20 protein-coding genes and 1 tRNA gene are annotated in these 26,133 nt (G+C 60.8%); 10 read left to right on the plus strand and 11 right to left on the minus strand.

The features are described from left to right. The first annotated feature begins 129 nt into the window (after positions 1 to 129). The 6 genes from GJR99_RS13080 to GJR99_RS13105 all read left to right on the plus strand — a co-directional run bounded on the left by GJR99_RS13080 (position 130) and on the right by GJR99_RS13105 (position 9,117). Entirely contained in the window at positions 130 to 2,271 is a 2,142-nt protein-coding gene (locus tag GJR99_RS13080; RefSeq protein ID WP_151112856.1) for a type II/IV secretion system ATPase subunit, read from the plus strand. Beyond that, positions 2,261 to 4,396: a type II secretion system F family protein gene (locus tag GJR99_RS13085; RefSeq protein WP_151112858.1), complete on the plus strand. Its 2,136-nt coding sequence runs from the start codon at positions 2,261 to 2,263 to the stop codon at positions 4,394 to 4,396. The genes GJR99_RS13080 and GJR99_RS13085 overlap by 11 nt, the downstream gene beginning before the upstream one ends. 3 nt (positions 4,397 to 4,399) lie before the next feature. Then, positions 4,400 to 6,676, plus strand: coding sequence for an Ig-like domain-containing protein (locus tag GJR99_RS13090; RefSeq protein ID WP_191967126.1), 2,277 nt, complete (start codon positions 4,400 to 4,402; stop codon positions 6,674 to 6,676). Then, complete coding sequence (locus GJR99_RS13095) at positions 6,673 to 7,917, plus strand: hypothetical protein (RefSeq protein ID WP_151112860.1); 1,245 nt, start codon at positions 6,673 to 6,675, stop codon at positions 7,915 to 7,917. Before GJR99_RS13090 ends, GJR99_RS13095 begins: the two co-directional genes overlap by 4 nt. 75 nt (positions 7,918 to 7,992) lie before the next feature. Then, entirely contained in the window at positions 7,993 to 8,676 is a 684-nt protein-coding gene (locus GJR99_RS13100) for a haloacid dehalogenase type II (protein ID WP_151112862.1), read from the plus strand. Positions 8,677 to 8,745: 69 nt separating this feature from the next. After that, positions 8,746 to 9,117, plus strand: coding sequence for a hypothetical protein (locus tag GJR99_RS13105; RefSeq protein ID WP_151112864.1), 372 nt, complete (start codon positions 8,746 to 8,748; stop codon positions 9,115 to 9,117). Between the two features lie 128 nt (positions 9,118 to 9,245). Here the strand turns inward: GJR99_RS13105 and GJR99_RS13110 are convergent, their stop codons facing one another. The 6 genes from GJR99_RS13110 to GJR99_RS13135 all read right to left on the minus strand — a co-directional run bounded on the left by GJR99_RS13110 (position 9,246) and on the right by GJR99_RS13135 (position 16,392). Continuing rightward, complete coding sequence (locus GJR99_RS13110) at positions 9,246 to 10,910, minus strand: DUF7282 domain-containing protein (RefSeq protein WP_151112866.1); 1,665 nt, start codon at positions 10,908 to 10,910, stop codon at positions 9,246 to 9,248. Positions 10,911 to 11,348: 438 nt separating this feature from the next. Then, positions 11,349 to 11,423 (minus strand) — tRNA-Val (locus GJR99_RS13115). A 77-nt stretch (positions 11,424 to 11,500) separates the two neighbouring features. Further along, positions 11,501 to 11,755: a hypothetical protein gene (locus GJR99_RS13120; protein WP_151112868.1), complete on the minus strand. Its 255-nt coding sequence runs from the start codon at positions 11,753 to 11,755 to the stop codon at positions 11,501 to 11,503. Positions 11,756 to 12,022: 267 nt separating this feature from the next. Beyond that, positions 12,023 to 12,556: a cob(I)yrinic acid a,c-diamide adenosyltransferase gene (locus GJR99_RS13125; protein WP_151112870.1), complete on the minus strand. Its 534-nt coding sequence runs from the start codon at positions 12,554 to 12,556 to the stop codon at positions 12,023 to 12,025. Then, positions 12,553 to 12,795 (minus strand): glutaredoxin family protein, encoded by a 243-nt coding sequence (locus GJR99_RS13130; protein WP_151112872.1) that lies wholly within the window; start codon positions 12,793 to 12,795, stop codon positions 12,553 to 12,555. The genes GJR99_RS13125 and GJR99_RS13130 overlap by 4 nt, the downstream gene beginning before the upstream one ends. Positions 12,796 to 12,876: 81 nt before the next feature. Then, a complete protein-coding gene (locus GJR99_RS13135; RefSeq protein WP_151112874.1) occupies positions 12,877 to 16,392 on the minus strand; it encodes an Eco57I restriction-modification methylase domain-containing protein in 3,516 nt (1,171 codons plus the stop codon). Between the two features lie 264 nt (positions 16,393 to 16,656). Here GJR99_RS13135 and GJR99_RS13140 point away from each other — a divergent pair, with 264 nt between their 5' ends. From GJR99_RS13140 to GJR99_RS17500, 4 genes are all read left to right on the plus strand, one after another. After that, positions 16,657 to 17,742 (plus strand): metal ABC transporter substrate-binding protein, encoded by a 1,086-nt coding sequence (locus GJR99_RS13140; protein WP_151112876.1) that lies wholly within the window; start codon positions 16,657 to 16,659, stop codon positions 17,740 to 17,742. 5 nt (positions 17,743 to 17,747) lie between these two features. After that, complete coding sequence (locus GJR99_RS13145) at positions 17,748 to 18,533, plus strand: metal ABC transporter ATP-binding protein (RefSeq protein WP_151112878.1); 786 nt, start codon at positions 17,748 to 17,750, stop codon at positions 18,531 to 18,533. Then, positions 18,530 to 19,543: a metal ABC transporter permease gene (locus tag GJR99_RS13150; protein WP_151112880.1), complete on the plus strand. Its 1,014-nt coding sequence runs from the start codon at positions 18,530 to 18,532 to the stop codon at positions 19,541 to 19,543. The genes GJR99_RS13145 and GJR99_RS13150 overlap by 4 nt, the downstream gene beginning before the upstream one ends. Positions 19,544 to 19,737: 194 nt before the next feature. Further along, the gene (locus GJR99_RS17500) at positions 19,738 to 19,908 is read left to right on the plus strand and encodes a DUF7838 family putative zinc beta-ribbon protein (protein ID WP_191967127.1); all 171 of its coding nucleotides are present in this window, start codon (positions 19,738 to 19,740) and stop codon (positions 19,906 to 19,908) included. A gap of 22 nt (positions 19,909 to 19,930) precedes the next feature. Here GJR99_RS17500 and gcvPB read toward each other — a convergent pair whose 3' ends face one another. The 5 genes from gcvPB to GJR99_RS13175 all read right to left on the minus strand — a co-directional run bounded on the left by gcvPB (position 19,931) and on the right by GJR99_RS13175 (position 25,800). Further along, positions 19,931 to 21,352: an aminomethyl-transferring glycine dehydrogenase subunit GcvPB gene (gene gcvPB / locus GJR99_RS13155; protein WP_151112882.1), complete on the minus strand. Its 1,422-nt coding sequence runs from the start codon at positions 21,350 to 21,352 to the stop codon at positions 19,931 to 19,933. After that, positions 21,352 to 22,695: an aminomethyl-transferring glycine dehydrogenase subunit GcvPA gene (gcvPA, locus tag GJR99_RS13160; protein WP_151112884.1), complete on the minus strand. Its 1,344-nt coding sequence runs from the start codon at positions 22,693 to 22,695 to the stop codon at positions 21,352 to 21,354. Before gcvPA ends, gcvPB begins: the two co-directional genes overlap by 1 nt. A 1-nt stretch (position 22,696) precedes the next feature. Continuing rightward, the gene (gene gcvH, locus GJR99_RS13165) at positions 22,697 to 23,077 is read right to left on the minus strand and encodes a glycine cleavage system protein GcvH (RefSeq protein ID WP_151112886.1); all 381 of its coding nucleotides are present in this window, start codon (positions 23,075 to 23,077) and stop codon (positions 22,697 to 22,699) included. Beyond that, positions 23,077 to 24,171, minus strand: a complete 1,095-nt coding sequence (gcvT, locus tag GJR99_RS13170; RefSeq protein ID WP_151112888.1) for a glycine cleavage system aminomethyltransferase GcvT — start codon at positions 24,169 to 24,171, stop codon at positions 23,077 to 23,079. The genes gcvH and gcvT overlap by 1 nt, the downstream gene beginning before the upstream one ends. Before the next feature lie 363 nt (positions 24,172 to 24,534). Then, positions 24,535 to 25,800, minus strand: a complete 1,266-nt coding sequence (locus tag GJR99_RS13175; RefSeq protein ID WP_151112890.1) for an aminoacyl--tRNA ligase-related protein — start codon at positions 25,798 to 25,800, stop codon at positions 24,535 to 24,537. Positions 25,801 to 26,133: the final 333 nt, after the last annotated feature.

Consider the following 26,133-nt stretch of genomic DNA (forward strand, 5'->3'; position numbering starts at 1 on the left):
TCGACCACAGCATAATCACTCATTGAATATTCTCCTAATTCGGCGGGTAGGAGTATCCTAACGCTACGATTCCAAACATCTAGCCTCTCCATACTTACACGCTTTCCAACCGTTCTCCTTTTCGAGAGTATGGTGACTCCTGACAAGAACTCTGAAACAGCTCGCCACGACGGCGAAGAATCGGTCCGAGCAGACGGCTCGGGACGTGCAGAACTGGTCCCGACGACCGGCTTTAGCGCAATGGCTACGCGTGCAATGGAGCTTCCAGTTGCACAGACAGACCGTATCGAGTATGGGCCGTCCGAGGTGCAAACCGAGGACGAAGAAGCGGTAGACGAAGAACCACCAGAGACGCTCCGCGAGGCAGTCCTTCGCGAGGTCAAGGCGTTCTTCGCGGACCTCGACGAGGAGACGGCCTTCGCGCCGGCACCGAGCGAGGAGTTCATCGAAGCGAACTTCTTCGACTTCTCGTTCCTCGAAGGCGTCCAGGATATCGAGCACTACTGGGTGAACAAACCCTTCGCGTTCGTCTCTATCCTGTACGACCACACCCAACGCGAGTACCGCTACCACGTGAGCGAACCCGTTCTCGACCACTTCGAGACGTTCGTCCGCGACGACCTGACGAAGATTCTCCGAAACAGCTTGCTGTACCGTGATTTGGACCACGATGGAGACCGAGAAGACGTCTTCGACGACGAAGCACGGGATATCATCTCGGAACACGCCGCGACGGTCGAAGACGGCTCTCTCTGGAAGTTGTTCTACTTCTTGCTCCGCGACTTCATCCACTTCGGCCGTGTCGACCCGGTGATGCGTGACCCCGGCATCGAAGATATCTCCTGTGACGGTGACGGCGTGCCGGTCTACATCTTCCACGGTGTCTACCGCGACATGCCGACGAACGTCGTCTTCGACGACGGCGACCTCTCGTCGTACACCATCCGCCTCGCACAGCGTGCAGGCAAGCAGGTGACCGTCTCCGACCCACTCGTCGACGCGAGTCTCCCGGACGGGTCTCGTGTCCAACTGACGCTCGGGTCCGACATCGCGACCCGCGGGTCGAACTTCACGATTCGGAAGTTCGCTGACGAACCGCTGTCGCCAGTCGACCTCGTCCGCTGGAACACCTTCAGCGTCGAACAGATGGCGTACTTCTGGCTCGCCATCGAGAACAACCGCTCGCTCATCTTCGCGGGCGGGACGGGGTCCGGGAAGACCACGTCGATGAACGCGGTGTCGTTCTTCGTCCCTGGATACGCGAAAGTCGTCTCCATCGAAGACACCCGCGAAATCACCCTGCCGCACGACAACTGGATTCAGTCGGTCACGCGTGACACCTTCACGGCCGACGGCCGCGGCGAAGTGTCGATGTACGCGCTCCTGCAGGCCGCGCTCCGACAGCGCCCCGAGTACCTGCTCGTCGGTGAGATTCGGACGGAAGAACGCGTCGCTCTGACGTTCTTCCACTCGATTGCGACTGGCCACACCGCCTACACGACGTTCCACGCCGACTCCTCGGAGGGCGTGGTCCACCGGATGCGGAACGAACCGCTCGGCGTCCCCGCACAGATGCTGTCGGACCTCGATATCATCTCCGTCCAGAAACAGATCCACCTCGAAGGAGACCGGACTCGCCGCAACATCGCGGTCACCGAAGTCGTCGGCGTGGACGAAGACGGAGAGGTCCAACTCCGAGACGTGTTCAAACGGAACCCGACCAACGACGTGCACGAACGAGTGGGCGACTCGAAGGTTCTCGACGACATCGCGGCCGAACGTGGCTGGACCAAGGCCGAACTCCAGTACGAACTGGACGTTCGCGCCGACGTCCTCCGGTACATCGCCGCACAGGGTATCGAAGACTACCGTGCGGTGTCTGCGATGATTCGCCGCTTCGAGCGTGACCGCGAGGGCCTCCTCGCTCGTGTCTACGAAGAGACCGACCTCGTGACCGTCGAAGCAGACGACGACGTTGCAGGCGACGACTCCGACGAACCAGCCGACGAGAGCAAACTCGCAGAAGAGGCCGAGGAGATTCTCTCCGACCTCTTCGACATCGAAGTTGGCGACACGACCGAATCGAGCGACGATGCCGACGGTGAGGCTGCAGACACCGACGACGCCGACAGCGACGATGAGGCTGCAGACACCGACGACGTCGACGCCCACAGCACGGCGACCGACAACACGTCCGAGGAAGACGCTGACGCGTCTGCTGATGAAGACGTGACCGACGAAAGCGATTCGGAGGAGTCCGATGCCCGCTGATTCGCCGGCCTCGGTCCCGCTGCCCGACTACGAAGTCGAGCAGTACTTCCCACGCGAACACTTCGACGAATCGCCAGAAGACGTTCGTCGGCTCCGTGCCCGCTACGGGTACGTCCGAACGTACTTCAAGCGCCACCCGGCAGGTCACCGCGACCTCCAGCGCTGGCTGAACCAATCCCGCGTCGGGATGACCTACGACGAGTATCTGACCGACTCGGTCAAGTTAGCGTTCGTCGCTGCTGTCGTCGGGTCGCTCATCGGTGTCGGTGTGACGTACCTCCTCACCCAGATGGGCGTGCTGGCTAACGCCAGTAGCCCAGTGAGCTTTGGCGTTGGCTACAACCTCATCGCCCCGCTCCTCCCGTACAAGGTTCCCATCCTCGGCACACTGCTCGTACTCGCCCTCAGCGGCCTGTTCGGTGCAGGGACGTACTACACGCGGTACTACCTCCCGAAACAGCGTGCCGAGATGCGCGGTCGGAGCGTCGACATCCTGCTCCCGCACGCCATCGTCTACATGTACGCGCTCAGTCACGGTGGGATGAGCTTCCTCGAAGTCATCCGCTCTGTGGCAGACGCCCCCGACTACGGAGAGGTGTCCCGCGAGTTCGAGATGATCGACCGCGACATGGACCTGTTCGGGAACGACCTGTTCACGGCCCTCCGCAACGCGCGGAACCTCACGCCGTCTCTCAACTTCGAACAGTTCCTCGACGACTTACTGTCGGTTCTCGACTCCGGTGGCGACGTCTCCGCGTTCTTGGACCGCGAGTCGTCGACCTACCTCGAAGAAGCACGTGACGAACAAGAGGACTTCATCGAGACGCTGTCGATGCTCTCGGAAGTGTTCGTCGCGGCGTTCGTCGCCGCACCACTGCTGCTCATCGTCACGCTGATGGTCATCAGTTTCCTCGGCGGCGACACCATCGGTCAGCTCTACGCCCTGAACTACCTCATCTTCCCGCTGGGGATGCTGTTGTTCTTGCTCCTCATCGACGTGCTGTCGGCACCGTACACGCAGGACACGGTTCGGACGAAACACGACGTGACCATCGTCGAAGAGATTCGCACGGCTATCGTGAACTTCGGTCGCATGGTCCGACGCGAAATCGAACGCGCCCGCGAGACCCGGTGGGGAACGAACACGGACGTCGCTTCCGACGGCGGCGTCGTAGACGCCCGCCTCGACCACTACCGCCGAGCGAACGTCGTCTACGACCTCCGCAGACTCATCGGGAATCCTCTCGACATCATGCAGCGACAACCGTACCTGTCGGCGATTATCACCGTGCCCATCGCCATCGCGGCACCCTTCGTCGCCATCAGCCTCGGTCTCGCGACGCCGAGCATCGACGCCATGCTGGCCGACCCGTACAACACGACGGTTTGGCTCGTCGTCCTCCCGTTCGCCATCGTCGCTGTCCCACTCACCGTGTTCCACGAACTGCGAACGCGCAGAGAACGGACGCTCGAACGGCGCTTCCCCGACACGCTCAACCTGCTGTCGAGTGCGAACCAGATGGGCATCCCACTCGTCGAAGCACTGGCACTCGTCTCGCGATGGTCGAGTGGTATCCTGGCAGACGAACTCCGCTCGCTCCGAAACGACATCCGCTGGAACTACGACGCCCACTCGGCGCTCATGGCATTCGCCGGTCGCCTCGGCGTCCCGCAACTCTCGCGGGTCATCCGCCTCATCGCGAGCGGTGGCCGAACGAGTGGTGACCTCTCGCGAGTCCTCAGCGTCGCTGCCGAAGACACGCGGAACCGCTACAAACTCGAGAAATCCCGACGTCGCGCGATGGGTTCGTACATCGCCATCGTCGTCATGGGATACCTCGTCTACCTGTTCGTCATCCTCATGCTGGGTGCGAGTTACCTCGCTCCCCTCGCCGAGATGTCTGCGAGCGGGCAGACGGGTGGCGTCAGCGGGCAGGGACTCCCCATCGGACTCTCTGCTGTCCCGCTGGCTAACTTCCACGTGGTGTTCTTCCACTCCGCGCTCATCCAGGCGGTCGGCAGTGGTCTCCTCGCAGGAAAACTCGCAGACAACAGTGCCCTCAGTGGCCTGAAGTACGCACTCGGACTGTCCGCGCTGGCGCTCGTCGCCTTCGCATTGGTGTAAACAATGACCCACAAACAACCCTCCAAACACATACTGTCGCCACTCAGGCACGTATCGCGCGAGCTCGCTGCCCGCTTCGGCAGCGACCGCTCGCACCTCCGAACTGACGACCGAGGCGCGTCCGCGATTCTCGGGACGATGTTCGCGTTCGCGCTCGTCGTCTCCGTCGTCGCGATGGTGCAGGTCTCGGCGGTTCCCGCGTGGAACCAGCAGACTGAGTTCGAACACCTCCAGACCGTCGAGGGAGAGTTCGCCACGTTCGACGAACGTATCGCGAAAGCCTCGTCGGGAACGCCCAGCAGGGTGTCCCTCGAAGCGGGTGTCGACTACCCGACTCGCGCGCTGTTCGTCTCTCCCGCTGCAGGGTCAGGGACGATTCGGACGACCGACCCTGCGACGGTGACGATTCGAAACGCCAGGGCCATCGATGAGCCCACGAAAGAGTACTGGAACGGTGACGCCCACGAGTTCGACTCGCAGATGCTCCTGTACCAGCCCGACTACCGCTACCTGCAGAACGACCCCGTCCTCACCCACGAGGGCGTCGTTCGCTACACGAAGTACGAGTCGGGTGAGGTCGGTGCGTCCCAGTCGCTAATCGATGGGAAGCGCATCTCGCTCGTCCTGTTAGAGGGAGACCTCGACGTCGGTGTGAAAGACGCCACGACGTTCAGCGTCGTTCCGCTGAGTGCCGGCACTGAGTACATCAGTGTCAACAGCAACGGGACGCCGATTCAGATTTCGGTTCCGACCCATCTCTCGAACGAGACGTGGTCCGACCTGCTCGAAAGCGAGCGGTACGCCGACGTCGTCGACTACAACGACACGACCGGGGCCGACTACAACCTCGTTACCGTCGAGCTCGTCGGCGGGCCGGTGTACGACCTGCACATCGCTCGCGTGGGTATCGATACGCCTGGGACGCCGCAACCCCCCGAGTACATCGTCGACATATCCGGGAACGGAGATACTGTGCCAGCAAACGCACGGCACCTCGCCGTCGTGGAAGTCCGCGACGCACAGAACAACCCCGTCGCGAACGCACCCGTCGTGGCCGGGACGATACTCACCGACCCCGCAGCGAACGTCGAAGCACACGATACCGGTACTTCGACAACCGTGACCGACGAGAACGGCCGTGCGACGTTCGAATACACGTATCTGGGCTCGCCAGACGGTATCGTCGACGACCAGTTCGACGTTCACGTGATGAACTCGTCTGGCCCGGACGCGTACGTCGTCGACACGGTGACGTTCACGGTCGAGATTCGGGAGAGCAACGAGGAGTCCATCCCGCGCGGATTCAAGACGAAAGCTGCTGGTTCGACTCCCTACGCCGACCTGAACGGTAACGGACTCTACGATGGTCCGAACGAATCTGTCACGCCTGTCAGTCGGAAGATTGGCAAGGAAACGTATGTGGCGTACGATGCAGGGTCGTCACGACTCGTGGTTCCCTCAGACATCGGGACGGTCGTCGCAACCGACGGCCTCCTGCTGGAAGGCAACGGTGTCTCGCTACACACTGACCTCGTCTCGACGAGCGGAGATATCTGGATTAACGGAGGAAGTGGACCGGTCCACGCCGTCGGAACCCGGATGACTGCAATTGGCTCGAACGGTGATATCACCATCGAGACGGACGATTCGATCGATTTCACCGGTGCGTCGGTTATCTCACAGGGTGACGTCACGATCTACTCGAAGCAGGAGATGACGCTCGACAAAGCCGGCATCACGTCTGAGAAAGATGGTGGCGTCCTGAGCGTCACGTCCGACAGTGCCATCTCTGGAATCGATGCAGACATCTCTGGGAAGGGTTCAGTCTCCGTCGCCGGAAGCGAAGTCGACCTCTCGGGTGCTGGAATCTCGTCCACGAAGGACACCCAGATTCTCGAGGTGAAGTCGACGAGTGGGGGCCTCACCCTTACTGGCGTCGTCATGGACGGCGATGGTGGTATCTCACTCGACTCTGCCGACGTCGTCGAACTGCGAGGCGGAAGTCTCGCGTCGTCCAAGACGGGGTCCGATATCGTGGTCCAAGCCGACAACTCGATAAACGGTGAAGAAGTCTCCATCGTCGCCACCCGTGACGTCAAGTTACTCGCAGGAACGTACGTCTACCTCGAGACTGCGACGATTGTCGCAGATAGCGACAGTTCGAACGATGGGAAAGGCGGGAACAAAACTAACAAGGGAGATGTCACAATCTCACCCACCGGTGCCGATTGCACTGGTGCGACCATCTCACCCGCCGTCGACCCAGGAGTGTGTACGTGACGCCGATTGCCTCTCTCGGTGAGGGCCGTGCGACCTCCGAAATCCTCGGACTCGTATTCGCGTTCGCTCTCGTCATCTCGGTTATCGCGACGGCACAACTGGCTATGACGCCAGTGTTGACCGCCGGTGACGAAGCAGACCACCAGCATCGGGTCACGTCCGACCTCGCCGAGTTGGATGCCGCGCTCTTCACCGCCGCCGGTACCGACGCGTCTGGCCGTGTCGCTGTCGAGACAGACGTCGTGTACCCAGAGCGATACCTCATCGTTTCACCGCCGCAAGCGACCGGCACCTTCGACACCACGGTGAGTGGCACTGTCACAGTCTCGAACGCCACGGCCCTCGGCTCTTCGAAGGTCTACTGGGATGGGTCGAAGCGTCCGTTCACCACGAAAGCGCTCGTCTACCATCCGAACTACGCCGAACGGAACACGGAGACGCTGTACGTCGAATCGGGCGTCTCCTACCTCCGCACCAACGACGGAACGGAGGTCGTCCACCGGCAGTCGCTCGTCCGCGGGAACGACATCACGTTGGTCCTCATAGACGGTGAACTCGAGGGTCAGACCGTCGCCGGACAGACAGTCGGGTTCACCCCGGTCACAGCGAGTGAGCGAACGCTGATGGTCCAATCGACGACAGACGAGAGACTCACCATCGAAGTCCCGACTACCCTCTCGAACGTGACCTGGACGAGACTCCTCCTCGACGACGAGAACTCGACGGTCTACTCGGTCAACGTTACGCAGGAACCGGGGAACGACTACAATACCCTCACGGTCGTCCTCGAACCTGGTCTCTACGACCTGCACATCGCCCAGGTGAGTGTCGGAACACCCCCCGCTGGTGAAGGGGTCGGAGTCATGGGTGCCGGTCCGGGTGTCCCTGTCGACCCAGACGACGCCAACGCCTCCGTCGCGTATCTCGTCCTCGAATCAGCCAACGGGACGTGGGTACCGACCGGCGGAAGCGAGAAATTCGTGGTTCGAGCGCTCGACGAGTACGGTTCCCCGGTCGCTGGTGCGACACTCAACGCGACCGACGGAACGTTCGGTGCGGTGACAGCGTCGAACGGTGCGGTCACGAACGAAGACGGGGTCGTCACCTTCCGGTACACCCCCGACGGAGACAAGATGGACAAGGACGCTACTCTCGCCGACGATACGGTCAGCATCTCCATCGGAATGGGTGCGTCGAAGAAGGAGGTACTCGTCGAGTTCGAGATTCGACGCTTCGGCTGAACCCGTTTTTCTCCCCCCACCCAGTCACCATACCTTGGGGGAAGATTAACACGCCTCTTTTCGTACTATTCTCTCATGTCATTCGACCCAACTCGCGTTTCGACCGTCACCTTCGACTCCTACAGCACGCTCGTCGACGTCGACGCCGCCGAGAAGGCGCTCGCAGACCGCGTAGACGACCCAGAACCCGTCTCGAAACTCTGGCGGTCTCGCTCACTGGAGTACACCTTCGTCGGAAATCACGTCGACGAGTATCGCCCCTTCTACGAGGTGAATCGCGACGCGCTCCAGTACGCACTCGACGCGCACGACGTGCCAGTCTCCGAGGCTGAACGAGACGAGATTCTCGCCGTCTACCACGAACTCGACGTGTTCGACGACGTTCGTGACTCCATCGAGCGACTGCGTGATGCAGGCTACGCCTGTTACGTCGTCTCGAACGGGAACCCGGAGATGCTGGATTCGATGGTCGACCACGCGAACATCCGCCCCCTCCTCGATGGCATCGTCAGCGCCGACGAAGTCGAGGTGTTCAAACCCGACGCCGAACTCTACCGCCACGCCGCCGCCAGAACCGGCACGCCGATAGACGAGATTGCACACGTGACCGCCGCGTGGTTCGACGTGATGGGGGCACAGCACGCAGGAATGCAAGGCGTCTGGGCCAACCGAAAGAACTCACCGTGGGAACCGTTCGGTCCGGAACCGGACCTCACAGTCCCCGGAATCGCCGAATTTGCCGACGAACTCGGCGTCTAAGCACACTCTGGACGTGGGTTTGTGTTAGCCCATAGCAACGTTATTCCTGTTGAAGGCCCAATGAGTCGCATGGAGACACGACGCGTCAAGGGAGGATTCTTGGCACTCGTCGGGTTCATCCTCTCGCCGTTGTCGTGGTGGAACGACCTCGTCGTCAACCTCCCGTTAGCCTACGCGTTCGGTGTCGGTGTGGCCCTCATCTCGCGAGAGTGGTTTCTGCCGGGAGTCATCGCAGGCTACTGGTTGACGAACGTCGTCGGATTCGTCTTGCTCCACAAGGGCGCAATCGACGTGGTTTCCGGTGAGCCAGAGCCATACACGACGCGTCGTCTCGCCAAAGACTTCCTCATCTCTGTCGTCTACACCGGCCTCGTCGTCGTGCTCGTGTTGTTCGGCATCTTGACCGTCCCCGACGGTATCCTGTCGGCACTCGGCAAGTAGCGCCGTTCTCGTCAGAGTCGGTGGTAAAAAAAATCGACCGAACAGCAGTGGGGCGATTCTGCAGTTCGCATTTCGTGGCCGAAACGCGTCCGAATCGTGCTTCGTCGGTTTCGTTTCAGCAGCGTCGGTTATTGAGTCACCCCAGGAGCCGTCTCGACGGTCACGTTCGCGTCGTCGGTGACTGGGTCACCGTCTTCGGTGTACGGTCCGTCTTCACTACTCCCCGAACCATCGAAGTCGAACTGTTGGTTGTCGTTGGTGTCGAGGTGTGGCATCGCGGTGAGTGTCGCGTTCTCGGACAGCGGTTCGTCGAACGTCACTGCGACGTTCTGCTGCTCACCGGGTGGGAGATACCCGGACGCACCGAGAACTGCCCCACTCTCGTCGTGGACGACGAGGAAGCCTCCTTCAGAGAGGTTCGCACTCGCGACGAGTACTGCAATTCCAGCCGTCGACTGGTCGTCGAACTGGACTGAAGCCGTCGGTTCTTCGGTCGGCGTTTCGGTCGGTGTTGCAGTCGGCGTCTCTGTTGGTTCTGTGGTTCCGACGGTCACGTTCGCGTCGTCGGTGACTGGGTCACCGTCTTCGGTGTACGGGCCGTCGTCAGCACCGTCAGACGTGACGAAGTCGAACCGTCGGTTGTCGTTGGTGTCGAGGTGCGGCATCGCGGTGAGCGTCGTGTTCTCTCCCAGGTTGTCCGAGAGAGTAACTTCCACGTTGAAGTGCGGGCCGCCTCCGAGATACTCGGACACACCGAGGACGTCCCCGTTTTCTGCGTGGATGACGAGGAACCCACCCTTAGAGGGGTCCACACTCGCAACGGTCACCGTAGTCCCGTCGCTCGCCTGGTCGTCGAAGACGACGGATGCAGTCGGTTCATCGCTCGGCGTTTCGGTCGGCGTCGCAGTCGGTGTTTCGGTCGGCGTCGCAGTCGGCGTCTCGGTCGGCTCCGTCTCGACAGTCACGTCCGCATCGTCGGTGACGGGCGTCCCGTTTTCGGTGTACGGGCCGTCCTCAGCACCGTCGGACGTGATGAAGTCGAGTTGCTGGTTGTCGTTGGTGTCGAGGTGCGGCATCGCGGTGAGCGTCGCGTTCGCAGTCAGCGATTCTGACAGCGTCACCACGATTCGCTCGTGGGCACCGGGTTCGAGGTAGTCGGAAGCACCAACGACAGCACCGCTCTCGTCGTGGATTGCAACGAACCCACCCTCAGAGAGGGATGCATTCGAGACGATGACCGCAGACCCGTTGCTCGTCTGGTCGTTGAACTCGACGGAGGCCGTCGGTTCTTCGGTCGGTGTCTCGGTCGGTTCACTGGACACGCTCAGCGTGGCCAGTTCGCCCATGTCGCGCGTCTCGACGCCGTGGATGTACGTCCCCTCAGCGAGGCCGGAGGTATCGACTTCGAACGTTATTGTCTCCGTCTCACCGGGGTTCAGCGCCCACCCCCGCCGCTCGACGACGTCACCTTCGAGCCGGAACTCGACGCACTGAATGAGTGGTGCGTCGTTCGGGTTGGAGACGTCCGCAGTGACCGTCACTGTCTCTCCGGGTTCTACTGCCGGTGGTGCACTGAGATTACTGACGTCGAACGATTCGTACGTTTCGTTCGCCGGATACGTGCATTGCTGGTTTTGAACCTGTAGCTGTGCTCGTTGCTGTTGGAATGTCTCGGTCGGCCCTGTACTCGCCTGTGTGTTATTCGTAGGCGCTGCAAAGCCGATTCCTGTCGCTGCTACTGTGATGAGTGCAGCGACGACGACGACACCCACAATCTGTGGTCGGAGTTTCATGTGTTTGCAGTGACAGAGACACCAAGGGTGAGCAAAAGGTGACGAGATTGTTTCAGTAAGTGGTTGACATGAGTGTCAATTTACGTGAACACATTTTGGCGTTAGTAGGTGTTTGATGGGACTACGGGTTCGAATTAGAGGCTTCGCAAGACATTTCAGGAGTCACGATTGTTTCTGCAAGACTGTTCTGTTTAACTGTCAAGACCTCGTTTCAGTGTCGGATTCTGATACGCTCCATCCGTCTTTTTGAGATATTCTCGACGAGGTTACAGTGGTCTCTCGGGTGAGACTCGTCGTGGTAGTGTTCTGAAAAGTGGGTTGGGGCAGATTCGAACTTTGGTCACTCCGCGTTCGCTTCGCTCCCGAGTTCGAATCTTTGTGAACCATGCACTTTGGCATACGCTCCTCGCCCCGCTCGTCGGTAGTGCCAAAGAGAAATGGGTTGGGGCAGATTCGAACTGCCGACCTGCTCCGTGTGAAGGAGCCGTCATAACCTGGCTAGACCACCAACCCGGCTACGAACGTTGGTTCCCTGCGCCGCCAATTAAGGCTTACGTTGTGCCCCGATTACGGGCACGGAACCAACCTTCTCACTGGCTGGTTCGCCCGACACGGCCGCGAATCTTCCCGGCGGCAGCTCTACTCCGAGTCGCCGCCTGGCGAGCACCGTACTCGACACGTTCACGACGCGTCTGCGGGCCAACCTCCACCTCAGGTTCCATCTCGCGGTTCATCCGCTCCATGAGGCGTTCTCGGTACGGCTCCGTCTCCTCGTCGATTCCTGCGTAGAGGTGCTCGAACCCTTTTCGGAAGTAGTATCTCGCGTCGGTGAAGTGACGGTTCATACACTAAAATACTCTCGCAGACGAGAAAACAATTACGTTGGTTGCTACCGAGTGTCATGCCCTCGTGAACAAGCGACACATTTTAGTGATTCTTAGGTATACCTAAAGTACGGGCATCCGACCGCGTCTCGGTCGGCCACCCGATGACGTCTGTTCCCTCAGGACGGCGATACCGTGGGCACGATTCGTCCGTCCTGAACAGTTATCTTCGACCGAGGAGCGACGGTGATCCGACCGACGAGTGGCGGTGAGACAGGTTCGAGACCGTCAGTACGTCGGCGATTCTTCGCGGACGTCGTCGCGTTTGTTGACTAGACGGGCGAAGACGAACAGCGCGTCGGACAATCGGTTGAGATAGGCGACGACCTCGGTGTTGACGGGTTCTTCGGCCGCCAGTGAGACGACGCGTCGTTCGCCCCGACGAGAGACGGCGCGGGCGTGGTGGAGTTTGGCCCCCGTCTCACTACCACCCGGAAGGATGAACGACGTGAGCGGGTCGAGTTCGGCTTCGGCGTCGTCTATCCACGATTCGAGGTCGTCGACGTGGTCAGACCGAATCTGTGGGTCGTCCTCGTCCGGGTCGGGGTTTGCGAGGTCCGCTTGGATGATAAAGAGGTGGTTCTGCACCGCTTCGAGTACCTCGTCGACGTCGTCGTACCCCGTTGGCCGAACCGTTCCGATGAGCGCGTTCACCTCGTCTACCGTTCCGTACGCTTCGATTCGACTGCTCGTCTTCGAGACGCGGGTCATGTCTCGCAAGTCGGTCATCCCCTCGTCGCCACGTCCGGTGTATACCTTCATCGTGCTAGTGTTCGGTCGACGTACTCGATAATGTTCTCACTCTCGTTCATCGTCACACCGTGGTCTTCGTCGACGAGAACGGGGACGGCACGTTGACCACTCACTCGCTTTACCTCGTCTCGGTCGGAGTGAAGTGGTTCGACCCAGTGTGTCTCGTAGTCGACTCCCGCCTCCGAGAGCGCGTCGTGGACGTTCACACAGTACGGACAGCCATCGAGTGCGTACAGGACGATTCCCATGAGTCGTGATTCGGAGTGACCGGCCAAAGAGATTTGGTCGGCTCACGGGTGGTTTCGTACTACTCCCTCGTGGTGGGGTAGTCAGTCATCCTGGCGGTCTTCTGCTCCCCGCTGAAACGTCTGTCGACGCGATTTTCCTTCGTCGACGAGTTCGACCCGGTCGTCGCTGTGCACTTCTCGTGCGAGAGTGACGAACTCCGAGTCGTCCAGTATGCTCTCGACTCGCTCTGTGGCAGATTCGACGTCGTCACCCGAGTCTCGATACACTGACTCGACCCGGCTAACGAGACCGTCGTACTGCTCTTTGTCGAGATACAAGGCGTACACGAGAACGTCGATTACGTTCTCGATGGCGTCTGAGACGCCGTCGTCGACGCCGGATTCGACTACCGACCGAAGGTCGTCGACCAGTGACTCGAACGCAGCTGTGTGGTTCGTACTCGCTACCGGGAGCCCTTCGATGTACTTCTTCCCGTAGGAGTAGTATCCACCCCTGAACTGACTGCTCGTCTTTTGAACCATCCACTCCAGCAACCGAGAGTTCAGAACCGACAGGAGGTACTCGTGACTGATGTCTGCACTCTCTGGGAGACGTACTCCGTATCCACCTGCATTTCCACCTCCGACGAAGACGTAGGTGTCGTCGCGGTCTAACGCGAATTTAGACGCTTTGTTCAGCACAGAGGTCATAATCTTCTCGTCTGTGAACTGCGCGAGGTTCTTCGGATACGGATAATGCCACCAGTGGTCTGGGTCGACGGCTGCACGTTCGAGGAGCACGTCTTTGTTCTCCGTCAAGTACGCGAACGCACGTGGATAGTTGGCTTCCAGTTCTTCTTTACTGACCAACTCGACGTGGGGCCTCTCCTCGGTGTCCTCGATTCGATAGGGGAATAGTACGACCTTCGAGTGGGTGTTCGTGACCCATTTGTCGAACTCGTTCCCTTTCAGGAGAGGTTTCGTCACTCCCTTCTCGATTGTTACGCACTGGTCCAACGCCGACGAGTAGCAGACGAAGTGGTCGTCTAGTTCCGCTTCGATTTCCAGGACGTAGACCGGGTCTTTACTCGTCTGTATGCCAACGAATATCTTCTCTACGACGTCTCCCAAAGACGGGTACGACGACAATTCGCCTAGCAGTTCAGCTTCTGGTTTGGAGACGAACGCCCACGGCGTTTCACCCAGCGTCTCGTACGACGCCTCGAAACTCTGTACTCGCTCCGATGCTGCTTCGGTTCCAATCTGCCTGATAGTCTCGGCTACCGAATCACCGATATCGCTCACTTCAGAGTACCGGATAGACTCGTTGTGGGCTGCAGTGAGGAACAAGATGAGGACGTACGTAGAGATTCCCTCGAACACCTGCTGGTCTGTGAAGTCCACGAGTCGTTCGATAGACTGCTCTCTTGCGAGACGGCCGCGGAGTTTCGCGCCGTATCTCGACTGAATCCACTTGTTCGTCATAATGAACGAGAGTCTCCCAGAGTCGCTTAGCAGACTCTCGCAGCGCTCGACGAACGGAATCGCGATGTCGTAATTGTAGTACGGTGTCTCGAACGTCGCAGCGTCGTTCAGGTACGTCACCAACGCTGGCTGACTCTGCTTCAGTTCTTGAATTCGAATGTAGGGTGGGTTTCCAACGATTACGTCGAACCCGCCGTTCTGATACACGGACGCGAACTCGAGAGGCCAATGAAACGGACTGTACTCCGACAGCTCTGCGGTCGTGAACTCGGAGACACCTGCTTCGGTAAACTGCGTGCAGAGTTCGTCGTCTAACTCCTCGCTGTGTGTCTCTATCAGTGCCTCTGCAGTTCTCCGTGCTTCTGTAGCCTCTCGACTACACCTCGCAGTTCGGTGCCGGTCGACTGCTTCGATAACGTCGTCGTACAGTTCTTCGACGGTGGCCCCTGCACCCCGTCCCCCGTTCGCGGGTGGGATGACATCTCCAGTACTCGCGTCTCCAGAACTCACTTCGCCCACGGTGGTGAATCCGACGAGCGAATTCCCTCGTCGAACGTTGAAGTCGATGTTGGGGAGGGGTTCGACCTCGTCGGGGTCGTCTTCGACGTCGGCGACTATCGACAACCAGAGGCGAAGCTTACAGACCTCGACTGCGCCCTCGTCGACGTCGACACCGTAGAGGTTGTTCAGAACGGCCGACCGTTTCGCGTACAGCGACACACCGCCTCCATCGCCGGTGAGTTCCGCTAACTCGTCTCGAGTTCGGGGGCCTAACTCCCGTCTCCTGTCTTCTGCCTCGAACTGCTGGAAGAACTCGAGACACTGTACGTAGATGTCCACGAGCACGTCCTGTGCGGCGAGCAGAAACGCACCACTCCCTACTGATGGGTCGAGAATACGCACCTCTTTCAGAACGTCGTGGTAGAGCGTTTCGACGTGCTTCGTCTCCACGCTCTCGGTCGGAAGCTGTCGGGTCAACGTCTCTTCGTCGCCGACTGACGTCCGTTCGCCGCTGGCTTCGGTATTCGAGAAGCCGAACACGTCGTCGATACTCTCGTAGTCGGCATCGACAGCGTCGTCGAGTTGCTCGAGTAGATACGGGTGAATCGTCTGTCGGCACACGAACCCGGTGACGTCTTCCGGTGTGTAGTACGCCCCCATCTCTTTCTGGTTGACCGTCTGCTCGAAGATGTGGCCGAGAATGGCGGGCGAGAGGTTCTTCGGACCCCCGACGTCGAGTCGTTCGTCGAGGTTCCACCCCCACTCCGACAAGAAGTCCAGGATGTCGTCGAAGAGTTCGTTCGTCTCTTCGGCAGTGTCTCCGAGTTTCGCAGTCGGGAACGCCTCTTCGACCGGACTCTTGACGAACAGTCCACTGTTCAGGTACGGAATACTCCCGAAGTCGGGATTTTGCTCGTCTCCTGTGAGATAGTGGAAACACAGTGGTCGATAGAAGTTCTCGTATCGGTCTTCGCCGTCGCCAACGACCGTTCTGGGCTGTTCGTGTAGGTAGTTCGTGTTCCGGTCCAGCAGGCGTCTCTCCTGGATGAAGTAGAGGAACATCATCCGGTCGAGGACGACCTGCACGTAGCGCCGTTTTTCCTCACTGCGGTCGTCGGGGATACCGGAGACCGCTTCGACGAGGTCAGTTCGGAGCTCCTCGAACTGTCGGTAGAACGCTTCGACGACCTGCTTCGTGTCGTACAGCGTGTCGAAAATCGCTGCGGAAGAGCCGTATTCGACCGAGTTCAGTTTCGTCAGGACAGTCTGTTTCTCACCGCTCGCACGTGTGAACTGATTTTTGGTGAACGAGAGTCTCTGGTACTCGATGCGGCCGTGACGGTGGCCATCCCACCCCGATGTCCGAGTGAGAAACGTGAACTCCTCGAAGTCGTTCGTCGCGACGAGGTTCGTGTGTCGGGTGTGACTGTCTGGCTTGTAGTCGGTCGCTGATTCGCCGTCCTCTGCGTCGACGAGCACGACGAACTCGTCGTCAGCGAGTTGGAGGACGAGTTCGTTGCTTTCTCCGAGATTTGGACGCGGTATCAACCCGCGTTTCTCGAACGAGTTCGCGATGTCCTGTAGAGTGCTCCAGCCTGCGATGTCGTCCGCAGTAATCTGCTGGAGGGTCATACTCCCTGAACGTCGCCTTACTCTTAAGAAGGTGTGGGAACGAACACTTCGGAGTCCGGTGGTTTCGACCTCGTCGCTGGCTATCTGGCTTCGACTCTGAATCGGTCTCCGTTCGTCGTGAGCCACCTCCAGCGTTTAGGGTGCCGTCACAAACGGCGTTCTGCGTACTGTTGCATCACTCACGAGCACCGTGATTTAGACTAGTCTAATTTCAAACTTAGAGCAACACATCTATATGCTAGGTCGCGTCTTCTACAGGTAGTTATGGCAGCCGAATCTATTTCGGAACGCGAACGAACTTTGTCGCGGCGGAGTGTACTCGCTGCAGGTGCCGGATTCGCGAGTTTCGGACTCGCTGGATGTCTCAGCGGTTCTGAGGGCACCGTGGGCAGTGGGGGTAGCTCGAACGCCGAAGAGTCAGAAGATGGTCCTGTCGTCGTCGCGTCGTTCTTCAGTTTCTACGATTTCGCGCGGAAGGTGGCGAAAGACACCCCAGTAACGCTGAAGAACCTGGTACCGACTGGCCTTCACGGCCACGGGTGGGAACCCGACGCGAGCGTCACGCGGGACATCATCGAGGCGGACGCGTTCGTCCACGTCGGCGAAGAGTTCCAGCCGTGGGCGGACCGCGCGATTCAGACGCTCGAAGACGACGACGTAGACACCCAACTCATCAACGTCCGCGAGGGCGTCGAACTCGTCGAACTCGCTGCGAGCCTCGACCGAGAAGAAGAAGGCGTCGGTGAAAACCGCGGGAGAGACCCCCACTTCTGGCTCGACCCACAGCGCGCGAAGACGGCCGTCGACAACATCACGGAGGGCCTGGTCGAACTCGCACCCGAGTACGAAGACACGTTCCGCGCGAACGCGTCGACGTACAAGACCGACGTTCTCGACCGAATCGACAGTGACTACCAGGACATCTTCGACAGAGCAGAGCGGAAAGTCGTCCAACTGGCCGCACACAACGCCTTCCAGTACATCGGCGTCCGCTACGGCGTCGAGATGCGGCCACTAGTGGTCAACCTCGCGGCGAGTGGCGACGTGAAACCGACCGACATCACGGAGGCGAAACGCGTCATCGACGAGAACGACATCAAGTACATCGGTGCCGGGGTCTTCGAGACGCGAAAACCGGCGAAGCAGTTGATCGCCGAGACGAACGTCGAAGCGTACTACCCTGTGACGCCGTACGCGGGCGTCCGTGAAGACTGGGTGGAGAACGACTGGGGGTACGAGGAGATTGCGTACAACATCAACATGCCGACGTTCGAGGTCGTCCTCGGCAACAAGTCGCCGGACGAAGTCGGCTACGATGGGTGGAGCGACGAGTGGAGAAACTTCGAATGAGTACGATGACTACCGCAAGGGACCCTACTGAAGAACAGGCCGAGTCGAAACTGGACGACGCCGTCGTCGAACTTTCGAACGTCGAATTCGGCTACACGGCCAGTCCAGTCGTCGAAGACATCTCGCTCCGCATCGACTCCGGTGAGTACGTCGCCGTCGTCGGCCCGAACGGGTCGGGGAAGTCGACACTGATGAAACTCATGTTGGGCCTCCTACGACCAGACGAGGGGACTGCGGCCATCTTCGGCGAACCATCACACGTCTTCGACGATGGCGCTCGAATCGGCTACGTCGCCCAGCACGCGAGCGCATCGAAGGAGATGCCGATTACGGTCCGCGAAGTCGTCCGGATGGGTCGCTTCCCACACGTCGGGTTCGGACGCCTCTCTGCCGAAGATAACCGAATCGTCGACGACGCGCTCGAGACCGTCGGCATGACGGCGTTCGCCAACCGGCGCGTGACCAAACTCTCGGGTGGCCAGCGCCAGCGAGCGTTTATCGCTCGGGCACTCGCGAGCGAGGCGGACCTGCTCGTGCTCGACGAACCGACCGTCGGCGTCGACGCCGAGTCGGTCGAAGCGTTCTACGACCTGCTCGCATCGCTCAACGAATCGGGAATCACCATCCTCCTCATCGAACACGACCTGAGCGCCGTCACCGAACACGCGGACCGCGTCGTCTGTCTCAACCGCGAGATATACTTCGACGGCCCGACCGAGGAGTTCGTCGAGAGTGACGCCCTCGCTCGCGCGTTTGGCACGGCAGCGACGTTCGTGGGTACGAAAAGATGACGACTGCGCTGTTCGTCGCGTTACAGACGGGTCTCTTGGACACGCTCCTCGCCCCGATGTACGGCTTCCTCGAGTTCTGGTACTGGCTGTTGACGCAGTTGTACTACGTGACGGGACTCGAACTCATCAGCCCGCAGTACAAGTTCATGCACCGTGCCATCCTCGTCGGTCTCTGCATCGGCGTGATGGCCCCGCTCATCGGGACGTTCCTCGTCCACCGCCAACTCGCGCTCATCGGTGACGCCCTCGCGCACACCGCATTCGCTGGCGTCGCCGTCGGGTTGTTCCTCAATGGCGTGTTGAGCCTCGGCGTCTCGCCGTACCTTACCGCAGTCGTCGTGGCCGTCATCGCCGCACTGCTCATCGAACTCATCTCAGAAGCGACCGACGCCTACAACGACGTCTCGATGGCTATCGTCCTCTCGACGGGATTCGCGCTCGGGACGGTCCTCATTAGCCTCAACGCCGGTGGCCTCGCAGTCGGTATCAACCAGTACCTCTTCGGGAACCTCTCGACCGTCTCGGCGGAGAACGCGGCCATCCTGTTGGTCCTCTTCGCTATCATCGTCGGCACCGTCGCGCTCACCCGGAACCAACTGCTCTACGTCACCTTCGACGAGACGGCAGCAGCAGTCTCTGGACTCTCTGTCACGTGGTACAACCGCGTGATGGTCATGCTGACCGCGCTCGTCGTCGTCGGCGCGATGCAGATCATGGGCGTCATCCTCGTCGCCGCCATGCTCGTCGTCCCCGTCGCTGGTGCGGCACAGGTGTCGCGGAGCTTCAACGAGTCGCTCCTCGTCTCCGTCGTCCTCGCCCAACTCGCCGTCCTCCTCGGTATCGGTGTGTCCTACTACGGTGAGGCAACTGCGGGTGGTGTCATCGTGCTGGTCGCCGTCGGCATCTACGTCGTCACGATATTCGTCGGAAAACTGCAGGCACGCGTCCGTGAGGACACGGCACCGGAACTCGGGAGCATCGACGCCGGCGACACCCCCGGTTCTGACTGACCAATCCGTCTTCTGCTGCTCGCTCGTCTCCTCACGTCGTCTCGCCTCGCTTCGTACAGTCTCGCCTCGCTTCGTACAACCTCCCCGCAGGTGGCGCACGAGGTCATTTTGTATCGCAGTATTTGGTTTATCTCCTCGTCGACTGCCGCCCACGAACCAATATCTTCAACAACGACCCCGACGGATTCGCTCGTATGAGCGACCTCGAGATCGAACGCGACTGCCCGGTCTGTGACAACGACACGTTCTACCTCGCCGCCAGCATGATGATTCACCTCGGCAAGAAAACCAAGTGGCGCTGCACCGAGTGTGGCTACGGCTACATCCACATCACGGACGACGTAGAGACGTACGCGAAAGCGTAAGCCGAAAAAGCAGCGTTTTCCGTTATTCGCTGTCGTCGAGCGATTGCCAGGAGAGTCGCGGGTTCCGGGCCGCAGACACCTGGTCGATACGCCGGGCACTGGTCTTCGAGGGCGCGGTTTCGAGTGCCTCGTCGGAGTCAGCGTACGCGGCGTTGAACGCGTGTGCTAAGTCGTCGAGCGACGCCTTGTCTTCGACTTCCGTGGGTTCGGTGAGCATCGCCTGTGAGACGAGTTCGGGCCACTTCGTCGTCGGTGGGTGGACGCCGTAGTCGAGCATGCGCTTTGCGACGTCTGCTGCGTCGCGGTCACCGGACGTGGCCGCGAACTCGTGGTGGAACGGTCCGTACGGAACCTCGAGGTCGATCTGCGAGGCGAGATAGTTCGCGTTCAGCACGGCCTTCGCGCTGGCGTCTGCGAGGCCCGCGTCGCCGAGGCGGGCGATGTAGGCGTACGCCTTCACGAGGACGAGCCAGTTGCCGGCGAAGCCGTGAACCTTGCCAATCGTGGACTCGGGTTCGTACTGTTCGTAGCCGTGGGCCGTCTCGCGGACCATCGGACTCGGAAGATACTCGGCGAGTTCGTCTACGACACCGACTGGGCCAGCACCGGGACCACCACCGCCGTGTGGCGTGGCGAACGTCTTGTGGACGTTGTAGTGCATGATGTCGAAGCCCATGTCGCCGGGGCGGGCGCGTCCCAAGAGCGCGTTGAAGTTCGCGCCGTCGTAGTAGAGCAAGCCGCCCGCGTCGTGGACCATCTCCGATATCTCGACGATGTCTCGCTCGAACAACCCGAGGGTGTTCGGGTTGGTGAGCATGAGTGCGGCCGTCTCCTCGGAGATTGCGGCCTCCAGCGCCTCGATATCGACGCGGCCCTCCTCGTCAGAGGGGAGTTCGACCACGTCGTACCCGGCCATCGCGGCGGACGCGAAGTTCGTCCCGTGGGCGGACGCCGGGATGATAATCTCCGACCGGTCGTCGTCTCGGGCCTCGTGGTACGCCTTCGCGATGAGGATGCCGGTGAACTCGCCTGCAGCACCTGCTGGCGGTTGGAGCGTCACCGCGTCCATGCCACCGATGTCAGCGAGATACTCTTGGAGGCCGTGGAGCAAGCCGAGCGTCCCCTGAATCGTCCGGTCAGACCGGTCGGGGTGGACGCCAGCGTTGGGGTCGGCGGCGACGTCTTCGGTGAACGACGGGTTGTACTTCATCGTACACGACCCGAGTGGGTACGGCCCCAGTTCGACGCTGTAGTTCATCTGCGAGAGGCGCGTGTAGTGACGCGCCAGTTGGGGCTCCGAGAGACCTGGGAGCGTGAGTTCGTCACGCGTCAGGTCGTCGGGGAGGACACCGTCTGCGTCGACTTCGACGGTGGTACTGTCCTTTTCGGACAGGAGCGGTTCGTAGACGTCTTCACGGCTGAATCGGGCTTGATCGAAGTTCATCAGGCTACCTCCTCGAAGGCCGCGACCAGTTCGTCCGCGGCGTCGGCGTTCACCTCGGTGATACAGACCTGGATGTGGTGGTCGTCGAGGGCGTGAACCGCGAATCCGCGACCGGCGAGGTCGTTCGTGATGGCCGGTGCGGGTTGGTCGGTGTAGACGACGAACTCGCGGAAGTGATGCCGGTCGTGGACCGGTGCCTTGACGCCCGAGATGTCGTCGAGACGGTCTGCGAGGTCACGAGCGTCGGTGACGGCGTCTTTGGCCATCCCGACGAGGCGGTCCGGACCGAGCCACGCCATGTGCATGGCGGTTCGGAGCGCGACCCACGCCTGGTTCGTACAGATGTTCGACGTCGCACGCTCCTTGCGGATGTGCTGTTCGCGGGTCTGGAGCGTCAGCGTGAACGCTCGCATGTCTGCAGCGTCTTCGGAGACGCCGACGAGACGTCCCGGAACCTGTCGGAGGTAGTCGTCGCGGGTCGCGAAGATACCGAGTCCCATGCCGTAGGCCGTTCCGACGCCGAGGGCGTCGGCTTCACCGACGACGACGTCTGCACCGACGCTCGCCGGTTCTTGCAGGAGCGACAGGGCGACCACGTCGCTGCCGAGGCAGAACAGTGCGTCGTTGTCGTGAGCGATGTCACCGATATCGGCGAGTCGCTCCTCGACGACGCCTCGGACGGTCGGACTCTCGGCGTAGACCATCACCGTCTCGTCGTCGACGAGGTCAGAGAGGGCGTCTACGTCGGCCGCGCCATCCTCCATCGGGTAGGACGCGATCTCCATGTCGGCACCGTCGAGGTAGTTTTCGAGGACACCCAGTCGGCCCTCTTGGATGTGCTCGGGGACGAGCACGCGGTGACCGCTCGCACCGCGACGAAGGCGATTCGCGAGGAGTGCGGCCTCGGCGAGTGCCGTCGCAGCGTCGTACATCGAACAGTTCGCAACCGGCAGCCCGGTCAGTTCGACCAGCATCGACTGGTACTCGAAGAGTGCCTGCAGGAAGCCCTGGGCAATCTCCGGTTGGTACTGCGTGTAGGAGGTGAGGAACTCAGAGCGGCGCGAGAGGTCGTCGACCAGCGCCGGCACGTAGTGGGCGTGGTGGCCGCGGCCGAGGAACTCGGTCAACTCCTCGTTTCGAGCGAAGAGGTCCGCGAGGGTCTGTCTGAGCTCTCGTTCGCCAGTGGGGTCGATACCGAACTCGTCGTCGAACCGGACGTCGTCGGGGATGTCGAAGAGCTCTTCGACGGACTCCGCTCCGATGGCGTCCAGCATGGCGGCTTCGTCGGCGTCAGTGTGAGGCGCGTAGGGACTTCCGTCCCGGCGTCCGTTTCCAGTCGTCATCTCACTCCGTCTGTTCGCGGTACTCCTCGGGCGAGAGGAGGGCCTCGAACTCGTCCGTGTCGGACGGTTCGAGTTCGAGCATCCACCCGTCGCCGTACGGGTCGTCGTTGACGAGTTCGGGGGCGTCGAACAGTTCCTCGTTGACGGCGACGACCGTCCCCGAAACCGGGGCGTAGAGGTCGGAAACCGCCTTGATACTCTCGACGACACCGAACTCGTCGCCGGCAGCGACTTCGTCGCCCTCGGCGGGGAGTTCGACGAAGACGACGTCGCCCAGTTCGTCCTGTGCGAAGTCGGAGATGCCGACGCGGACGGTGTCGCCGTCGGTGGTGGTCCATTCGTGCGATTCGAGGTACTTTCGGTCGTCTGGAATTTCGAACATTATCGGTCGATAAAGGGTGGTGTGACTATCTTTGCGCGCTTCTGTCGGCCACGGACGAGGATTCGGATGGCAGTCCCCGAATCTGCGTACTCGACGGGGACGTAGCCGAGTCCGATGGGTTCCGACAGCGTCGGACTCATCGTTCCACTCGTCACGACGCCGATGGTCTCGCCATCTTGGGTGGCGATATCGTAGCCGTGTCGGGGGACTCCTCGGTCGAGAAGTTTGAACCCGACGAACTTCTCGTCGACTCCTTCTTCTTTCTGGTGTTCGAGGGCGTCACGGCCCACGAACTCGGTGTCTAACTTGACGACGAAGCCGATTCCGGCCTCGTACGGCGTCCGCGGTTCGTCTTCGGGGTCGAAATCTTGCCCAGAGAGCAAGTAGCCCATCTCCATACGGAGGGTGTCGCGGGAGCCGAGCCCACACGGTGTGGCGTCCAGCGACGACCACACCGAGGTGGCGTCGTCCCACGGACAGAGGACCTCGAAGCCGTCTTCGCCGGTGTAGCCCGTCCGGGCGACCCAGCACTCGACGCCTGCCACGTCGGCGAACGTCGCTTGGAACTTCGAGAGGTCACCGAGACTGGCGTCAGGTGCCGCAGCACTGACTGTCTCGAGTGCGTCGGGGCCCTGTACTGCGAACATGGCCCACTCTTCGGTGACGTCTTCGACGGTCGCGTCGAGGTCCCACTCGTCGCGGAACGAGGTCCATCGGTCGTACATCTCCTCGTCGTGCCCAGCGTTCGGGATGAAGAGATACACCCGGTCGTCGCGGTCGGGTAATCGGTAGACGACGGTGTCGTCGATGATGACGCCCTCGTCGTTTACGATGGCCGAGTACTGCGAGTCACCCGGGTCGAGGGCCGTCACGTCGTTCGTCGTCAGGCGTTGCATCAACGCAGTCGCATCCGGCCCGGACACCTCGATCTCGCTCATGTGCGAGACGTCGAAGATGCCGACGGACTCTCGGACTGCCGCGTGTTCTGCCTTGATGGAGTCGTACTCCACAGGCATGTCCCATCCGCCGAACTCCGTGAAACGCGCCCCGGCGTCTGCGTGGGCGTCGTAACACGGCGGCTTTCGAAGGCCCATACGGGCCACTGCGAACCGCGATAAGTAATGCTTTGGTATCTCCTCTCGGGGTATGTGCACGGTTGTGCAGTATTTGGTGCCTCTTTGCGGGTGAAAACACCACAAACCCGCAACACGAGGGGCGAAAACTGCCACACCGGATGTCGAGGTGTGACGGTCGCATCAGCACGGATAAACCAGATACTGCGATACAGAATCGACGTATCCCGTCTTCACCCCCGTGGTTACCACCGCTTGCTCGGGTCGAGTTCTAACTGCTTTCCGGCTGTCGTTCGCGACGACCACGAACAGGCGAACTGCTGACTCGCCGGTTAGTCGGAGAGGTTCTGAAAGAAGCGATGTCGCGGTCCGTCGCGAACGTGGTCAGTTGCTGGACCGACCGACGATTTCGGCCACGTCGTCGAGTGCGACGAACCGTTTTTTGCCGTCTCGTTTCTCGAGTTCGACCTCACCCGTCTCTCGGTAGTGGTTCCCGAGGATGGCTTTCCAGGGGATACCCAGCAAGTCACTCTCGGCGAACCGTTCGCCGATAGTTTGGTCGTCGTCGTCGAACAGCAGGACGGCACCGCGCCCGCACGCGTGATGGAGTTGGTCGGCGGCAGCAGCGATGTCCTCGTCGTAATCGAGGGGGACGATTGCGAGCGTGTAGGGAGCGACTGACCCGTGGTCTGTCACGGGCCACCGAAGACCGGTCTCGCCACCGTGTTGTTCGACCAGCGTGTGGACGAGTCGGTCCACGCCGATGCCGTAACTCCCCATCTGGACCAGTCGTGTGGTCCCGTCGGCGGTGTCGACGGTGAGTCCTGCGGGGTCGGAGTACCGCGTCCCGAGTTTGAACACGTGGCCAATCTCGATCCCCTCGCCCGCGACGAGCGTCTCGCCGCAGTCGGGGCAGGCGTCACCGGCATCGATACCACCAGTGGGGGACTCGTCCGTCACACCGAACCGACAGCCGACTGCTTCGCAGTAGACGAGTTCGAGACTGCCGTTCTCGACGGGCGCGACGAACTCCTCGGAGGCAGACCCACCCATCACGCTGTTTTGCGCGTCGGCGACGACGAAGTCGACGCCGACTGCGTCGAAGATGCGACAGTACGCCTCGCGGAGGCGGGTGTACCATTCGTCCAGGGATGCTTCGGTCGCGTGGAGGCTGTAGGCGTCTTTCATCGTGAACTCCTTCGTCCGGAGGAGTCCGTTTCGGGGGTGGTCGTCGCGGTGTTTTCGCTCGACTTGGTACAGGAGTACGGGCAGGTCGTCGTACGACCGAACACTCCCTTCGACGAGGTGGACGATACCCTCCTCGTGCGAGGGCGCGAGACACATCGCCTGTCCGTCGCGGTTCTCGAAGGTGAACATCTCGCCTTCGAAACTTCCCCAGCGACCACTCTGTTCCCAGATGGGTTTGTACTGCAGGGTGGGAAGACTCACCAACTGTCCACCGATGGCGTCCATCTCTGCTTCGATTCGCCGGATGACGTTCCGCCGGACGCGCTCACCGGTAGGGGTGAACCCGAATAGGCCACCCCCGAACTGGCGGACGAGGCCTGCACGAACGGTGAGTTGGACCGTGTCGTTCTCCCAGCCCTGTGCCTCACGGCTCGTGAACAGCGTCACGTCGCTACGCCGCACTGCACTCACCTCCAGCGGCGCAGTCGCTAGCCGTTGCAGGGCCAGCCTGAGAGCCGTTCGTCAGTAATCGGTCAGAAACAGCGTCGGTACAGCTATCGCGGAACCCAGCCGTGAGTCGCGCCGGACCCACGGCTTCGAGTATCGGTTCGATGGTCTGTTACCATACGATTGTCAGGTGTGGCGGTGTGAAAATAAAGCTATCCGCTGGGTAACGAGGACTCACCACATGGCGTCTGCGTCGGGTTCGTGTGGTGTTCACACGGCCCGTTTCGAAGTCGGAGATAGATTTATTAGGGTAGGAATAGAAATAGTTACTATGATTGTTGTAAGTTC

This window comes from Haloferax marinum (genome assembly GCF_009674625.1).
In the GTDB taxonomy this organism is placed as follows: domain Archaea; phylum Halobacteriota; class Halobacteria; order Halobacteriales; family Haloferacaceae; genus Haloferax; species Haloferax marinum.

Bases quoted from the DNA above. Each gene is read 5' to 3' on its own strand.
- GJR99_RS13080 (WP_151112856.1), top strand. From the start codon at position 130: ATGGTGACTCCTGACAAGAACTCTGAAACAGCTCGCCACGACGGCGAA.
- GJR99_RS13085 (WP_151112858.1), top strand. From the start codon at position 2,261: ATGCCCGCTGATTCGCCGGCCTCGGTCCCGCTGCCCGACTACGAAGTC.
- GJR99_RS13090 (WP_191967126.1), top strand. From the start codon at position 4,400: ATGACCCACAAACAACCCTCCAAACACATACTGTCGCCACTCAGGCAC.
- GJR99_RS13100 (WP_151112862.1), top strand. From the start codon at position 7,993: ATGTCATTCGACCCAACTCGCGTTTCGACCGTCACCTTCGACTCCTAC.
- GJR99_RS13105 (WP_151112864.1), top strand. From the start codon at position 8,746: ATGGAGACACGACGCGTCAAGGGAGGATTCTTGGCACTCGTCGGGTTC.
- GJR99_RS13110 (WP_151112866.1), bottom strand. From the start codon at position 10,910: ATGAAACTCCGACCACAGATTGTGGGTGTCGTCGTCGTCGCTGCACTC.
- GJR99_RS13120 (WP_151112868.1), bottom strand. From the start codon at position 11,755: ATGAACCGTCACTTCACCGACGCGAGATACTACTTCCGAAAAGGGTTC.
- GJR99_RS13125 (WP_151112870.1), bottom strand. From the start codon at position 12,556: ATGAAGGTATACACCGGACGTGGCGACGAGGGGATGACCGACTTGCGA.
- GJR99_RS13130 (WP_151112872.1), bottom strand. From the start codon at position 12,795: ATGGGAATCGTCCTGTACGCACTCGATGGCTGTCCGTACTGTGTGAAC.
- GJR99_RS13135 (WP_151112874.1), bottom strand. From the start codon at position 16,392: ATGACCCTCCAGCAGATTACTGCGGACGACATCGCAGGCTGGAGCACT.
- GJR99_RS13140 (WP_151112876.1), top strand. From the start codon at position 16,657: ATGGCAGCCGAATCTATTTCGGAACGCGAACGAACTTTGTCGCGGCGG.
- GJR99_RS13145 (WP_151112878.1), top strand. From the start codon at position 17,748: ATGACTACCGCAAGGGACCCTACTGAAGAACAGGCCGAGTCGAAACTG.
- GJR99_RS13150 (WP_151112880.1), top strand. From the start codon at position 18,530: ATGACGACTGCGCTGTTCGTCGCGTTACAGACGGGTCTCTTGGACACG.
- GJR99_RS17500 (WP_191967127.1), top strand. From the start codon at position 19,738: ATGAGCGACCTCGAGATCGAACGCGACTGCCCGGTCTGTGACAACGAC.
- gcvPB (WP_151112882.1), bottom strand. From the start codon at position 21,352: ATGAACTTCGATCAAGCCCGATTCAGCCGTGAAGACGTCTACGAACCG.
- gcvPA (WP_151112884.1), bottom strand. From the start codon at position 22,695: ATGACGACTGGAAACGGACGCCGGGACGGAAGTCCCTACGCGCCTCAC.
- gcvH (WP_151112886.1), bottom strand. From the start codon at position 23,077: ATGTTCGAAATTCCAGACGACCGAAAGTACCTCGAATCGCACGAATGG.
- gcvT (WP_151112888.1), bottom strand. From the start codon at position 24,171: ATGGGCCTTCGAAAGCCGCCGTGTTACGACGCCCACGCAGACGCCGGG.